Genomic DNA, 14,183 nt, shown 5'->3' with positions numbered 1-14,183 from the left:
CAAATCAAACACAAGACCCAGCCCTAATGGCTTCTGAAATTTGGCTACCGCCTTTAATAAATCCGTTTTAAAAGCACTAATATTCCCTATGCAAAGCTTTCAAGCCTATTCCCGTTTGCCTGATTTGCGCTGTCGGGTCGAGGAACGAGACTGTCGCAAGCAAATTAGGTAACGGGAAGAGGCCTCCCACTGACTGTCGCAGAAGACCTCTCAAACGCCAAAACTGAAGAACCTACAAGACTTCCAACTTAGCAAAAGACAGTACCAGCCACTTGGTGCCAGCGTCGTCGAAGTTCACTTGAACGCGGGCTTGGGGGCCTTGACCTTCGTAGTTCACCACCAAGCCTTCACCAAAGATCGGGTGCTTCACACGATCGCCCATGGAGACATTAGTGTCCGGTACGGTGTGGCCTTGCATGATATTTTGGTTCTGACGTTGCAGGGTGGCGGAGTAGTCTGGACGCTGCATGGACACAGGGCGTGCCACTTGCGAGCGTAGACGCACTTCTTCCAAGCACTCTTCTGGAATCTCACGAATAAAGCGCGATGGGCTGTTAAAGGATTCCGAGCCGTACAAGCGACGCGATTCCGCGTAGGTGATGTAGAGCTTCTGCATGGCGCGGGTGATGCCCACGTAACACAGACGGCGCTCTTCTTCTAAGCGTCCCGGTTCTTCAAACGACATACGGTTTGGGAACAGGTTTTCCTCGACACCCGCTAGGAACACCAATGGGAATTCCAAACCTTTGGCGGAGTGCAAGGTCATCAGCTGTACCGAGTCTTGGTATTCGTCCGCTTGCGCTTCACCGGCGTCCAGCACGGCTTGATCCAAGAACGCCATCATTGGCGAACTGAATTCTTCATCGGTTTCCAGCCAGTTAAAGCCACTGGCAGCGTTCACCAACTCTTTTAAGTTTTCCACTCGGGCTTCGCCCTTCTCACCTTTTTCCTTTTCATGATAAGGAATCAGGCCGGCTTCGGCGATAATCTGATCAAAGATATCACCTAGACCAAGGTCGGGGTTCTGCAAGGTGCCCGCCATGCCTTGGATCAGCTGCATAAAGCCTTTGATGGCGTTGGCAGCTCGGGCTGGCAATAACCCGTGGGTAACGATCTGATCCGCCGCTTGCCACATGGAGCAGCCTTGATCACGGGCGATTTCACGGATGGTGCCGATACTGCGCTCGCCGATGCCACGGGTTGGTACGTTGATGACACGCTCGATCGCGCCGTCGTCATTCGGATCAATCGCCAAACGAGCGTAGGCCAAGGCATTTTTGATCTCTAGACGGTCGTAGAATCTGTGTCCACCATAGATACGATAAGCAATCTGTTCCCTAACCAGCACTTCCTCGATGACGCGAGATTGGGCATTAGAACGGTACAGAATCGCCATATCTTTCAGAGCCGTGCCGTCGTCGCGCCACTTTTTGATGATCTCAATAATAAAGCGTGCTTCGTCCTGCTCGTTAAAGCCGGCGTACACCGAAATCGGCTCGCCCTCACCACTGTCGGTCCACAGTTCCTTGCCTAGGCGATCATCGTTGTTGGTGATCAGACCGTTGGCCGCTTTCAGAATATGACCGGTGGAACGGTAGTTTTGCTCTAGGCGAATGGTATGTAAGTCTTTGAAGTGATTGGATAAATTATGAATGTTTTCAATTTTTGCACCACGCCAGCCGTAAATCGACTGATCGTCATCACCGACGGCAGTAATGGTGCCAGACTCACCGACCATTAGGCGTAACCAAGCGTACTGAATGGTGTTGGTGTCCTGAAACTCGTCCACCAGCACATGCACAAAACGCTGTTGATAGTGTTTTAGCAACGCTGGTGTGGTCAGCATCAGCTCATGGGCACGTAGCAACAGCTCACCAAAGTCCAATAGGCCGTTTTTCTCACAGGCTTCTTCGTAGTGGTAATACATCTCGCGCATACCACGGGAGAACGGATCGTGGCTGTCCGGCACATGGGCCGCGCGGCGACCTTCGTCTTTTTGCGCGTTGATAAACCAACATACTTGTTTTGGCGGCCAGCGGGTTTCGTCGATGCTCATCTCGCGCATGATACGTTTTACCAGACGCAGTTGATCTTCACTGTCCATGATTTGGAAGTTCTCTTTCAACCCCGCATCACGCCAGTGGGCACGCAGCAAACGGTGCGCAATCCCGTGGAAGGTACCGACCCACATGCCCTGTGGTGGTACGCCAACCAGTTGCTCAATACGGCCCTGCATTTCACGGGCGGCTTTGTTGGTAAAGGTCACCGCCATTAGGCTGTAAGGAGAGATCTCGTAGGCATGCATCAACCACGCAATGCGATGCACTAATACGCGTGTTTTACCTGACCCTGCGCCCGCTAACACTAGGCTGTTTTGCAGTGGTGCCGCCACCGCTTCCCGTTGCTTATCGTTCAAAGCGTCGAGGATAAAAGAAACATCCATTCGTATCCGCCAATAAAAATTTCATAAAAAAATAGGTTGATTTTTGACCAGCTTTACGTTTTTTATATCACTGAAGTCTTGATGTCTGTCTATTTTGACTTTTTTCACCTGTCGATGACAGTGATGTGTGCATTTCTGTCATCCGAAATGGACCTGTGAGGAAAAAATGATGAGTACGCCAGCGGAAACTGTTTCCGAAGTAAAAACTGATTTGTTATACGCTTCCATCAGCCTTAAAAAAGAGGAAAACGAGCGCAACCAAAAGGAAGACAGCGCGCGCATGCTGAAAGCACGCCGGGCCATCGAAGCTTATTTAGAAGAAAAACGTTTAAATAACGCGATCGCCGACGGCTGGGACGACTAACGCTCAGCCCTCTTCAATATGGCAGTCTCTAGGATCATGCCATAGGGACTGCTCACCCTTATTTCCCCATCTCCTGTAAAGATCTGGGCAACAGCCTCCCCTACGCTGCTTTTCTCGCCCCGTCATTTGTCAACTTTGGTCGCATTTGGATACAGAATGCCGTTGTTTTTATAGCGAACCGCCTCACTCTGGAGTAACATTACGCCTGGTTTTTTTAACGTTAACGCATAATAAAAACAGTACATATAACCCTTGCGGGGAGTCACCATGTTCGAAAACATTCAAGTTGCACCAGCTGATCCAATTCTCGGCTTAAATGATGCTTATCGTAACGATCCAAACCCGAACAAGATTAACTTGGGCGTAGGTGTGTACAAAGATGAGCTCGGCGCGACGCCAATTCTAAAGTCTGTTAAGCAAGCTGAAGAGCGCTTAGTAGAAACCGAGAAAACCAAGAGCTACCTAAGCATCGAAGGTACTGAAGCGTACCGTAATGCTGTACAGGAATTGCTATTTGGTGCAGACCACGATGTCATCACGAAACAACGTGCTCACACGGCGCAATCTCCAGGTGGTACTGGTGCGTTACGTATTGCGGCTGAGTTCATCAAGAAACACATGCCAGGTGCAACCGTTTGGGTCAGCAACCCAACTTGGGCGAACCACCAAGCAATCTTCCAATCTGTTGGCCTAGAAGTAGGTAGCTACGCGTACTACGACGCAGCGTCAAAGTCACTAGACTTCGAAGCTATGCTAGCCAGCCTTTCGCAAGTGCCTGCAGGCGATGTGGTGCTATTCCACGGCTGCTGTCACAACCCAACAGGTATCGATCCAACCACTGAACAGTGGGCACAATTGGCGAAGCTTTGCAGCAAACAAGGTTTCTTGCCATTGTTTGACTTCGCTTACCAAGGTTTCGGCTCAGGTTTAGAAGAAGACGCAGCGGGTCTACGTGTCTTCCTAGACCAAGTACAAGAGATGCTGATCGCTAACTCATTCTCGAAGAACTTCGGTTTGTACAACGAGCGTGTCGGTGCCATCACTGTGATCTGTGAAACGGCAGAACACGCTGACGCAGCGTTCTCACAAGTGAAGCGTTGCATCCGTGCTAACTACTCTAACCCACCATCACACGGTGCGGCAGTAGTAACTGAAGTGCTAACTAACCCACAGCTACGCAGCCTATGGGAAATGGAACTTCAAGCAATGCGTACTCGTATTCACGAAATGCGTAGCCTATTCGTTAGCACACTGCGTGCGAAAGGCGTTGAGCAGGACTTCTCGTTCATCTCACAACAGAACGGTATGTTCTCTTTCTCTGGTCTAAACCCAGATCAAGTCGCACAACTACGCCAAGAGTTCGGTATCTACATCGTCGGTTCTGGCCGTATCAGCGTTGCTGGTATGACCAAAGACAACATGGAACCACTGTGTGAAGCCATTGCTAAGGTTCTTGCGAACTAAGCATTGATCGCTTAATAATGAAAAGCCAGCTAGGGTATCCCTTAGCTGGCTTTTTTATTGCCCAAAATTTGGAGTAACACATGACCGCTACGTTAATTTATTGCTATGACCCCATGTGCAGCTGGTGTTGGGGATTTCGCCCTACTTGGCAAGCCCTGCAAACAGCCTTAGCAAAGCGTATCGAGCGTGATGAGCTTGTCATTCAGCCTATGCTTGGGGGTCTAGCTCCGGATTCGGATGTGCCCATGCCGATGGCCATGCGCCAGAAACTCGAAGCCACTTGGCAACGTATTGCCAGTGAATTGGGTACAGAATTTAACTATGACTTCTGGCGCCATACAGAGCCACGTCGCTCCACTTACCCAGCTAACCGTTCTTGTATGGTGGCGCGCGACAGTAACCTTGAGATGGAGATGTACCACGCCATCCAGCAGGCCTATTACTTAGAAGCTAAAAACCCTTCCAACCTAGATGTGCTGGCAGATTGCGCCGAACAGATTGGCCTCAATCGCGAAGGCTTCTTGCACAACATGCACTATGTGCAAGAACAAGCTTTGCTCGAGCGAGAAATCGAAAACGCCCGTCATATTGGCCTCAATTCCTTCCCGTCATTGGCGCTGCTGATTGGTGAGCAACTCTTGCCTATCCCAATCAACTACCAAGATCATCGGCCAATGTTGGCTCTGATTGAACAGCGCTTAAAACAAGTCGATTGATCTATAAGGCTTTGTCTAACGCTTCGAGCAACTGAGTCATGTCCTCTCGACTGGTGTAATGCACAAACGATAAACGCAGCACCCCGGTGTTGGGGTCCACGCCTAAGGCTTCCAGTAAGCGCACCGCGTAGAAATGCCCAGCGCCACAGATAATGCCTTGCTTAACCAACTTCGCCGCAAGCTCCTGGGGCGTTTGCTCGGTGGCCAACATCGACACGGTGGCGCAACGCTTGGTAAAGTCCGACGGACCGACTAAGGTCAGTTTAGGGTGCTCCGAGACATAGTCTAATAACTGTGGCAATAGGGCCGCATCGGCATCCTGCAGCAGTTTGCGCACATGGCTGGCTCTGACGCTGATGTCTTTGCTGGCGTCAAAGTGATGGTCATGCAAGCGGTCAAAGTAATCCACCACTCCCCGAGCAGCCGCCACTTGGGCATGATCTGGGCCAGCTGGCACAAACCATTTATGACGGTACTCGCCATTAAAGAAATGGCCTTGATTGCCAAGCTTGAGTGCCACATCTTGGCGTATCACCATCACCCCCTGATGCGGACCAAAGGCTTTGTAGAGCGAGAACAGATAGATATCCGCCCCGAGATCTTTTACATCTGGGAAACCGTGGCCGGCGTACGCTACTCCATCCACCAAGGTCCACACCCCCGCCGCTTTGGCCTTAGCGCAAATGTCTTTGACCGGGTTGATGTGCGCCACCACATTGGAGCTGTGGGTAAAGGCTAACAGCTTGGTTTTGTCACTGAAAAGTGTATCCAATTCACTGCTATCTAACTCACCTGTAATCGGATCCACACGCCACTCTTTGATCACTATGCCGCGTTCGGCAAGCCTACGCCATACCCCGATATTGGCTTCATGGTCTTGATTCGTAACGATAATTTCATCGCCCGCTTGCAGCACATGGGCAAACGCTTGCGCTAAGACATAGGTATTTTGCGAGGTGGAAGGGCCAAGGTGCACTTCTTCAGGCAGCACATTGAGGTAGCCGGCTAGGCGATCATGGGACTCGTCCATTTGGCGGCCCGCTTCCTGCGACACTGGGTGCAAATGGTAAGGCTGAATTTTGTTTTGGTGGTAGTAGCGGTTGAGCTGCACAATCACTGGCAGGCAAGCATAAGAGCCACCCGCGTTATCAAAAAAAGCTTGCCCTGCTAAGCTCGGTTCATCGAATGCGGGGAACTGTGATCGTACAAACTGCAAATCCAATGCGGACATCTCGAACTCCTCTTACCCTAATATTTGCCTATTACAGCAGTATAGGAGGCGTTACCAAAAATGCCCGCACGTACACAGAAAATCCATGTTAGAGCAAAGCGTTAGCGCTTAGCCAAAATCATGATTAATCAGGTCAAGCATGGGGTTATAGAGGGTTTTAGGGGCCTTCTCTGAAGCGTTATCCGAGCGCTCAGACGGTTCCGACTGGTCCGCCACATTTGGCTCTGCTGCCTCTTCCTTTGGGGCCTCTGCCGCCTGCTCTGTCTCTTCCGACTCTTTTAGCATGACATCGTCGAGATCAAAGTCGCTCGGCTCTAACAGCACCCCTGCCGCTTCTTCGGCTTGGCTATCGATCACCTGAGACGCTTCCGTCTCATCTGTCGCAGCGCTAGCGTTTGCCTGCTCTTCTAGCTGAGCCTCTGGTTGCACTAGGTCATGGGTAAAGCGCGCCAACTGCTGTGCCAGTGCAGCAATGGCATCATAGGTCACATTGACCGCTAACCAATGATCCGCCTCCTGCTGCGCCGATAGGTAATACCCTGGCACAATGCCGTGGCGGTGCTTGGCTAATAGCTGCGTCAGTTGTGCTTCCGTCAACGCTTGCGGCAATTGCAACCAAAGGGTTAAGCCACCTTTGCTGCTAGCAAAACGCACACTCTCGCCCAAAGCGTTTTCCAACATACTCTTGGACTTCTCTGCCACCGACCAAATTTGACGGGCCCGTCGCATCAAGGACTGGCGTTGCGACGGCTGCAGTGTATCCATCAGCGCCTGTTGCTGTGGATCGCTCAAAGCAAGGTCGGCACTGAGCAAAGCCCCTTCAAGCGCCTGATACTTGCCAGGGATACACCAAGCGGCATTACGATCCACGCCTTTCGACTCGACCCCACCGATGTACACCACTTGGTTTTTCTCATCGAGTGATTTGTATGTCATCAAGGTGGAAGACTTGTAGCCTAAATGGGACGTCATGTCCCACTCAACCGCAGGCATGTCGAGCTGCTGTAAGATGGCTAGCCAACGACGCAGGCTTAAGTTGGAAATCTCACTGCCGCTGGGGAAGGCAAACTGACTCGGGAACACGACCATCTTGATGGCGTCATCGCGCAAACAACGCACCGCCTCATCTAGGTCAACGCCGCGCTCACCCGCGGCAAGGGTAAAGACTTCACGACCTAGGCTTAGCAAGGTTGAGGTCAGACGTGGGTCACAAGGCGTGATCACCAATACCGCATCCTTTACTTGGGTCAGAGTTTGTACCGCTTGGGTGTACATGGCCAACGGCGAGCGGCCCAACCAGATATGCGATGGGTGAGCATTGATGGCGACTTTACGTAAGTGCTCACTGACCGCCTCACGCACCGCTAAGTGGCCTTTTCCTAGCACAGGTAAGTCTGACTCAGTGGCTTTGACGGCCGGGTTTAGAAATTCATCGCTTTGGTCCACCATGGCCGCGCGGTGGGACAAGGCGGACCACGCCATCTTCTTGCTCAAGGTGTCACTGAACTGTGCGACACGGTCCCCCGCCAGCACATGAGCGTGCTTGACGCTGGGCTTATGACAGACAAAATAACCAGACTTAGGACGCGATTCGATCCAGCCTTCTTCGGCGAGGATTTCATAACCGTGGATGACGGTGTTGAGACTCAGCTCAAGCTGTTTGGCCAGTTTTCGTAGGGACGGCATCTTGTCCCCAGGGGCTAATGCACCTTGGCTCATTTGCTCTAAAAACCAATCCACTACGCCTTTATATAGAAAGTCCGCCACCGTCTCTGTACCTTTAATTTGGAAATCTTTACATTCTGTATGAACCTTAGCGAATAACGCTGAAATGACAAGTGTTTGGCGGCGGTAACGTGCAATATTGCTGAGATTCACTAGATTTAAGGTACAATTTAGCCCTATTTTCAAACAGCAGCGGACACCTAGCGTATGGCATTTGATGCGAACACACTTCGAGCAAAGTTTCCGATCTTACAATTGGAAGCCAATGATCACCCCTTGGTGTATCTCGATAATGCTGCCACCACACAAAAGCCGCAGGTTGTGCTAGATGCCTTAATGGCCTACTACACCACCAGTAATGCCAATGTGCATCGCGGTGCCCATTACTTAAGTGATCGCGCCACCGCACAATTTGAACACGCCCGCGACCGTGTGGCGCGCTTTATTAATGCGCCACAAGCAGATCATGTGATCTGGACCAAAGGCACCACCGAGTCGATCAATATGGTGGCCTATGGCTTGGAGTGGTGTTTAAAACCCGATGATGAAATCCTAATCACGAGCCTTGAGCACCATGCCAATCTAGTGCCTTGGCAGCAATTGGCGTTTCGTACAGGGGCCCGCTTACGTGTCTTACCGCTGACCTCTCGAGGTGAATGGGAGCCAGAATACGAGCGCTACTTTAACGAACACACGCGGATTTTTGCTTGTACTCAGATTTCCAACGCCATTGGCGTGAAAACCCCGATTAAGCAAATGCTTGCTGCGGCCAAAGCCGTGAACGCCTTTACCCTGGTCGATGGCGCGCAAGCGGTCGCTCACTATCCTATCGATGTTCAAGCACTAGACTGTGACTTCTATGTCTTCTCAGGTCACAAGATGTATGGCCCCACCGGCATTGGTGTGCTGTATGGCAAGCCGCACGCTTTAGAAGTCCTAACACCGGTACAAACTGGCGGTGAGATGGTCAGCCATGTGACCTACAACAGTACGGAATTCAACGTGCTGCCGTATCGCCTGGAAGCCGGCACGCCCCATATCGAAGGCGTAATCGGCATGGCCACGGCCTGTGACTTCTTGGCGGCACAAGATCGCCAAGGCATGATTGAGTGGGAACAAAAGCTGGCTCGCTACGTATACGATGAACTGAAGTTTCATACCGCCATCGAAATCTACTCCCCAGAAAGCGACACCACGGTCGTGTCCTTAGGGGTACCAGGTATCCATACCATGGATTTAAACGGCTACCTTGATAGCCAGGGCATCGCCGTGCGCGCAGGCAGCCATTGTGCCCATCCATTGATGGCACAATTAGGGGTCAGCAGCACCCTGCGGGCCTCCTTTGCTTGTTACAATACTCTGTCAGAAGCACGCCGCTTCTGTGATGTTTTACTGGAAGCCATTGAGATCCTAGGTGATGACTGATTTAAACCGCGACGCCATCCAAGCACGACTACAAGCCTGCACCAGCAAAGAAGCGACCTTCAAAGAGTTAGTCAGTCTTAGCAAACAGCTCGAGCGTCTAAGCGATACAGAGAAAACAGAAGACAATAAGGTGAAAGGCTGTGAAAGCGCCGTTTGGCTAATCGAGCACCAAGAGAACGGTACCTGTACCTTCCAAGCGGACAGCGATGCCAAGCTGATGCGTGGTGTGTTGCTGGTGATCCTAAGCCTTGCCAATGGCCATAGCAAAGCCGAATTGCAAGCCATGGACCTCGTCACTGAGCTAAGCCAGTTTAACCTTTCCAGCTATCTAACCAGCTCACGTACTAATGGGGTACTAGGTATCTTGAAGCAGATTCAGGCCTAAACGGTTGCGAGTTTGCTAAAAGATAAAGCCACTGATCCCCAAGGCGATAAACATGACGCCGGTGATGCGATTAATCGCGACTAAATGGTTTTTCAGGATATGGGATATCTTGTCGATCGCAGAAGACACCAAGATATGAATCACTAAGGTAATCAGCACCAGTTCCAACGTCAGTACAATGGCATCACGAATAAAGTTCGCTTCATTGGTAATAAACATCGGAAATAAGGCGCCAAAAAACACCAAGGTTTTCGGGTTCAGTAGTGAAATCAGCACGCCATTCTTAAAGCCATAGCCCTGTGCGGCAATCGTCATCTCACGGTTGGCATAATACAACGCCTTAGCGCCCAAGTAAGCGATGTACGCACTGCAAAGCCAAGTCATCACCAGAAACGCCCTGTCACTTGAATGAATCACCGCCAACAACCAGGTGTTGGCCAACAGTGACGCCAACAATAGCCCCGTAGCAATGCCAAAGATCACCGGTAAGGTACGACGCAGATTGTGATTGATACTGTTGCTGACCACCGCCAAACCACCAGGCCCTGGAGAAGCGGCAGACGCGAGGCAAACGGCTAAAAAGGCTAACTGACTTTCCATGTTTCGCGCACCTCTTGGGCCTCTATTTGGATGATTGCTTCGCTTTTAGCGCTAGCTTCTCAAGCACTCGCCCTACCGCAACAAAGCCAAAGGTCGCAGTCACGACCGTGCTGGAGCCAAAACCGGTTTCACAGTTCATCTTAGTTTCTGTATCCCCTTTCTGGCGAGTCTCGCACACTGTACCGTCTGTCTGTGGGTATTTCAGTTGCTCCAATGAGTACACACATTCGATTTCGAAGCGCTTCTTGGTATCGCGCGGGAAGTTGTAGTGACGGCGCAGGTAGTTGCGCAGCTTAGCCGCCAACGGGTCTTGCTCGGTACGAGACAAGTCAGCAATCTGAACTTTGGTTGGATCGATCTGGCCACCGGCGCCACCGACGGTGATCAGCTTACGTTTATTGCGCTTACACCAAGCGATCATGGCCGCTTTCGGTTTTAAGCTATCAATCGCATCAATGATGTAGTCAAACGGCTGATCTAACAGCTCAGGGACGTTATCGGTGGTGATAAAGTCTTCCACGCAGTGCACTTGGCAGTTTGGGTTGATCAGCTTAATACGCTCGGCCATGGCATCGACTTTGGCGTTACCAATGGTGCCATCTAGGGCATGAATTTGGCGGTTGATGTTGGTGATGCAAACATCGTCCATATCGATCAAGGTGATCTGACCGACGCCAGAGCGCGCCAACGCTTCCGCGCACCATGAGCCAACGCCACCAATACCGATCACGCACACGTGGGCTTGTTGGAAAAACTCATAGGCTGTTTGGCCGTAAAGGCGGCTAATACCACCAAAACGCTGATCATCACTCACTCTTGAACTCCTTGCAGATTCTCGTCGATAAGGCAGAATGGCTTACAATATCGGATCTTGCTGATGAAGGATTCCGTTGTGTCATCGCAGTACCGAACGACGGACATCCCTGTCCGCGACGCTCGGATCGCCCCTCCATGGGCTTAATACTTGCGATGACACAACTTTATCTCAGCTAGCATCGATACATCGGCACCATGCCGGGTTCGACAACGTCTACATTTTTACGATTAATTAGGGTTTATGCTGCATCAAGTCTTAGAACAACTCGGCCTGACCGAGCGTGAAACCACGCTGTATCAAACATTGCTGAAATTAGGGCCAGCTTCGATTCGTGATATCGCCGAACAGTCGGGCATTAACCGCGGTTCCGCCTACGAATCCTTGAAACAGCTACAAAACAAAGGGGTGGTCAGTTATTTCCCGAAAGGTAAACGCCGTTTCTTTATGGCGGAAAACCCAGAGATTTTGCTCAACCTCGCTGAAGAGCGTAAGCAGAACATCGAGAAAACCATCGACTCGCTCAAGCACACCATTATTCCAAGCTTGGTACAGTCCCAGCCGACCTTCCATCACACCGATGTGCGTTACTATGAGGGCGATGATGGCATCGAATGGGTATTACGCGATATTTTAAACGTGGTGTCTCAGCAAGACCATAAAGAATACTGTGTATTTTCTTCGAAACCGATCCGTCCCTATTTATACCGACCGTTTCCGACCTATACCAAACAACGTATCAAGCTGGGCATTAAGGTAAAGGTAATCGCCTTGGGCGATGGCGGTGAAGACGCAGAACTGTCGGAACGTAAATGGATCAAAACCGAAGACAGTGTCGATGCCAGCTACATCGCCATCTACCCGCCCAAGTGTGCCATTATTTCTCTGGCGCGGGATAACTTCCCTTCGGCGGTGGTACTGGAATCGAACGATATTGCCAAAGCGCAGCAGATTATCTTCGATACTCTATGGCGATTGCTGTAGACGGAATTCATCCCCATAAAAAAGCCCGAGTAAAGACTCGGGCAATCGTGGAATAACATGGCCATGCCATGTTGGCTTGCTCGGTACTCGCTAGCCCGCGAGTTTTTCGACAATCAGGCCGCGTTCGGCCATCAGCTCTTGGATATCGTAGATGCTGTTAGGGTCATCAATGGTTGATGGAATGGTGAACTCCTCACCCGAGGCAATCTGACGCAGTAGCTTACGTAGAATCTTGCCAGAGCGAGTTTTTGGTAAACGTGGCACCACCATAGCAATTTTAAAGCAGGCCAAAGCACCGATCTCTTGACGTACCAAAGCGATCAGTTCTTCCTGAACAGTATCAGCTTGCTCTTCATAGCCATTTTTCAATAGCACTAACCCTAACGGCAACTGGCCTTTAAGATCGTCGTTAATTCCGATGACACAGCACTCTGCCACGGCATCGTGCATCGCGACCACTTCTTCCATTTCGCCGGTTGATAAGCGATGCCCCGCCACGTTAATCACATCGTCGGTACGTCCCATAATAAAGACATAGCCGTCTTCATCAATGTAACCACCGTCGCCTGAAGTGTAGTAACCCGGATACACATTTAAGTAGCTGGATTTGAAACGCTCGATATCCCCCCAGATGGTTGGTAAACAGCTCGGTGGCAATGGACGTTTAATGGCGATACTGCCTTGCTCCATCGGCGGTAATGGCTCCCCTTGATCGTCCAAAACATGCACTTGAAAGCCTGGAGATGGCACGGTGGAAGAGCCCGGTTTGGCAATCTTCATTTCTAGGCCAATCGGATTGGCGCAGATCGCCCAGCCGGTTTCGGTCTGCCACCAATGGTCGACAATGCATTTGCCGGTGACAGCTTTGGTCCACTCATAGGTCGGCGGATCTAAGCGCTCACCGGCCATAAAGATGACCCGCAAACCGGCCAGGTCTGCTTTGTTCAGTAGCTCGGCATTCGGGTCTTCTTTGCGAATCGCACGAAACGCGGTCGGCGCGGCAAACAGAGTCTTCACATCGTACTCTTTGCACACGCGCCAGAACTCACCCGCATTGGGCGTCATGATCGGCTTACCTTCGTACATCACTGTGGTGCAGCCATAGATCAACGGGCCGTAAACAATGTAAGAGTGCCCGACGACCCAGCCGACATCGGAGGCGGCCCAGAATACTTCCCCAGGACTCATGTTGTAGATCGCTTGCATGGAGTAATTCAGTGCCACCGCATGACCGCCGTTGTCACGCACCACGCCCTTGGGTTTACCGGTGGTACCTGAGGTATACAAGATATAAAGCGGGTCGGTCGCTTTTACAGGGGTACAGTCAGTAGGCGTAGCGTCTGACATCGCTGCGTTCCAATCCAAATCTCGGCCTGGCTGCAACTCGGCGAGCTGTTGTTCCCGTTGATAGATGATGCAGGCATTAGGGCTATGCTGGGCTTGTTTCAGAGCTTCATCGAGTAATGGCTTATAAGCAATGGTACGGCAAACTTCGATACCACAGGATGCGCTGACAATGGCTTTCGGCTTGGCATCGTCAATGCGCACGGCCAATTCGTGGGCGGCAAAGCCACCAAACACGACCGAATGAATGGCCCCCAAACGCGCCACCGCTAACATCGCAATCAAGGCCTGCGGGATCATGGGCATATAGATAACGACGGTGTCGCCCTTCGCTACGCCCTGCCGCTTTAAAGCCCCAGCGAACAGTGCCACTTCGTTCAGCAGGTCTTGGTAGCTGTAGGTTTTCTTGGTGTCGGTCACGGGGGAGTCATAGATCAAGGCGGCTTGGTCAGCACGACCATTGGCCACATGGTGATCAAGGGCTAAATAGCAGGTGTTGAGTTCGCCATCGGCAAACCATCGATCCATACCGTGTTCATCTTGTGAGAGCACAGTTTTGGGGAATTTGAACCAGTCTAACGCTTGCGCTTGTTCACGCCAAAACGCTTCTGGCTCAGCGCAGGCACGTTGATACTCTATTTGATATGACATGCAGGCAGACCTTTTATGTTTATTCTTTGCCAAACCC

The 14,183-nt window shown here is 51.2% G+C and carries 12 protein-coding genes; 6 read left to right on the top strand and 6 right to left on the bottom strand.

Features of this window, described 5'->3' with window-relative positions; genetic code table 11:
• Positions 1-232 precede the first annotated feature (232 nt).
• Positions 233-2,443 (bottom strand): DNA helicase II, encoded by a 2,211-nt coding sequence (gene uvrD / locus MAQ5080_RS08990; RefSeq protein WP_067205801.1) that lies wholly within the window; start codon positions 2,441-2,443, stop codon positions 233-235.
• 166 nt (positions 2,444-2,609) lie between these two features.
• Between uvrD and MAQ5080_RS08985 the strand changes: the two genes are divergently transcribed.
• The 3 genes from MAQ5080_RS08985 (at position 2,610) to MAQ5080_RS08975 (ending at position 4,987) form a co-directional block, all read left to right on the top strand.
• Positions 2,610-2,807 (top strand): PA3496 family putative envelope integrity protein, encoded by a 198-nt coding sequence (locus MAQ5080_RS08985; RefSeq protein WP_231915735.1) that lies wholly within the window; start codon positions 2,610-2,612, stop codon positions 2,805-2,807.
• A gap of 267 nt (positions 2,808-3,074) precedes the next feature.
• On the top strand, positions 3,075-4,271 hold the full coding sequence (locus MAQ5080_RS08980; protein ID WP_067205794.1) for an amino acid aminotransferase: 1,197 nt from the start codon (positions 3,075-3,077) through the stop codon (positions 4,269-4,271).
• Positions 4,272-4,351: 80 nt separating this feature from the next.
• Positions 4,352-4,987: a DsbA family protein gene (locus tag MAQ5080_RS08975; protein WP_067205791.1), complete on the top strand. Its 636-nt coding sequence runs from the start codon at positions 4,352-4,354 to the stop codon at positions 4,985-4,987.
• Between the two features lies 1 nt (position 4,988).
• On the opposite strand, the gene MAQ5080_RS08970 is transcribed toward MAQ5080_RS08975, so the two are convergent.
• Together MAQ5080_RS08970 and MAQ5080_RS08965 are read right to left on the bottom strand one after the other, a co-directional pair.
• On the bottom strand, positions 4,989-6,218 hold the full coding sequence (locus MAQ5080_RS08970; RefSeq protein ID WP_067205788.1) for an aminotransferase class V-fold PLP-dependent enzyme: 1,230 nt from the start codon (positions 6,216-6,218) through the stop codon (positions 4,989-4,991).
• A gap of 108 nt (positions 6,219-6,326) precedes the next feature.
• A complete protein-coding gene (locus tag MAQ5080_RS08965) occupies positions 6,327-8,129 on the bottom strand; it encodes a GntR family transcriptional regulator (protein WP_231870776.1) in 1,803 nt (600 codons plus the stop codon).
• 21 nt (positions 8,130-8,150) lie between these two features.
• Between MAQ5080_RS08965 and MAQ5080_RS08960 the strand changes: the two genes are divergently transcribed.
• Together MAQ5080_RS08960 and MAQ5080_RS08955 are read left to right on the top strand one after the other, a co-directional pair.
• Positions 8,151-9,368, top strand: coding sequence for an aminotransferase class V-fold PLP-dependent enzyme (locus MAQ5080_RS08960; RefSeq protein WP_067205785.1), 1,218 nt, complete (start codon positions 8,151-8,153; stop codon positions 9,366-9,368).
• Positions 9,361-9,753 (top strand): SufE family protein, encoded by a 393-nt coding sequence (locus MAQ5080_RS08955; RefSeq protein WP_067205782.1) that lies wholly within the window; start codon positions 9,361-9,363, stop codon positions 9,751-9,753. The genes MAQ5080_RS08960 and MAQ5080_RS08955 overlap by 8 nt, the downstream gene beginning before the upstream one ends.
• A gap of 15 nt (positions 9,754-9,768) precedes the next feature.
• Here the strand turns inward: MAQ5080_RS08955 and MAQ5080_RS08950 are convergent, their stop codons facing one another.
• Positions 9,769-10,353: a LysE family translocator gene (locus tag MAQ5080_RS08950; protein ID WP_067205779.1), complete on the bottom strand. Its 585-nt coding sequence runs from the start codon at positions 10,351-10,353 to the stop codon at positions 9,769-9,771.
• Positions 10,354-10,375: 22 nt separating this feature from the next.
• On the bottom strand, positions 10,376-11,167 hold the full coding sequence (tcdA, locus tag MAQ5080_RS08945; protein WP_082861002.1) for a tRNA cyclic N6-threonylcarbamoyladenosine(37) synthase TcdA: 792 nt from the start codon (positions 11,165-11,167) through the stop codon (positions 10,376-10,378).
• A 243-nt stretch (positions 11,168-11,410) separates the two neighbouring features.
• On the opposite strand from tcdA, the gene MAQ5080_RS08940 reads away from it, so the two are divergent.
• Entirely contained in the window at positions 11,411-12,151 is a 741-nt protein-coding gene (locus MAQ5080_RS08940) for a TrmB family transcriptional regulator (RefSeq protein WP_067205773.1), read from the top strand.
• A 90-nt stretch (positions 12,152-12,241) separates the two neighbouring features.
• Here MAQ5080_RS08940 and MAQ5080_RS08935 read toward each other — a convergent pair whose 3' ends face one another.
• The gene (locus MAQ5080_RS08935; protein WP_269447857.1) at positions 12,242-14,179 is read right to left on the bottom strand and encodes a propionyl-CoA synthetase; all 1,938 of its coding nucleotides are present in this window, start codon (positions 14,177-14,179) and stop codon (positions 12,242-12,244) included.
• Between the last annotated feature and the right edge of the window lie 4 nt (positions 14,180-14,183).

The organism is Marinomonas aquimarina (assembly GCF_900089755.1).
Classification (GTDB): Bacteria; Pseudomonadota; Gammaproteobacteria; order Pseudomonadales; family Marinomonadaceae; genus Marinomonas; species Marinomonas aquimarina.
Note: the sequence above shows the minus strand (reverse complement) of the source record. Positions and strands in the feature narration are given on the sequence as shown.

Bases quoted from the DNA above. Each gene is read 5' to 3' on its own strand.
- uvrD (WP_067205801.1), bottom strand. From the start codon at position 2,443: ATGGATGTTTCTTTTATCCTCGACGCTTTGAACGATAAGCAACGGGAA.
- MAQ5080_RS08985 (WP_231915735.1), top strand. From the start codon at position 2,610: ATGATGAGTACGCCAGCGGAAACTGTTTCCGAAGTAAAAACTGATTTG.
- MAQ5080_RS08980 (WP_067205794.1), top strand. From the start codon at position 3,075: ATGTTCGAAAACATTCAAGTTGCACCAGCTGATCCAATTCTCGGCTTA.
- MAQ5080_RS08975 (WP_067205791.1), top strand. From the start codon at position 4,352: ATGACCGCTACGTTAATTTATTGCTATGACCCCATGTGCAGCTGGTGT.
- MAQ5080_RS08970 (WP_067205788.1), bottom strand. From the start codon at position 6,218: ATGTCCGCATTGGATTTGCAGTTTGTACGATCACAGTTCCCCGCATTC.
- MAQ5080_RS08960 (WP_067205785.1), top strand. From the start codon at position 8,151: ATGGCATTTGATGCGAACACACTTCGAGCAAAGTTTCCGATCTTACAA.
- MAQ5080_RS08955 (WP_067205782.1), top strand. From the start codon at position 9,361: ATGACTGATTTAAACCGCGACGCCATCCAAGCACGACTACAAGCCTGC.
- MAQ5080_RS08950 (WP_067205779.1), bottom strand. From the start codon at position 10,353: ATGGAAAGTCAGTTAGCCTTTTTAGCCGTTTGCCTCGCGTCTGCCGCT.
- MAQ5080_RS08940 (WP_067205773.1), top strand. From the start codon at position 11,411: ATGCTGCATCAAGTCTTAGAACAACTCGGCCTGACCGAGCGTGAAACC.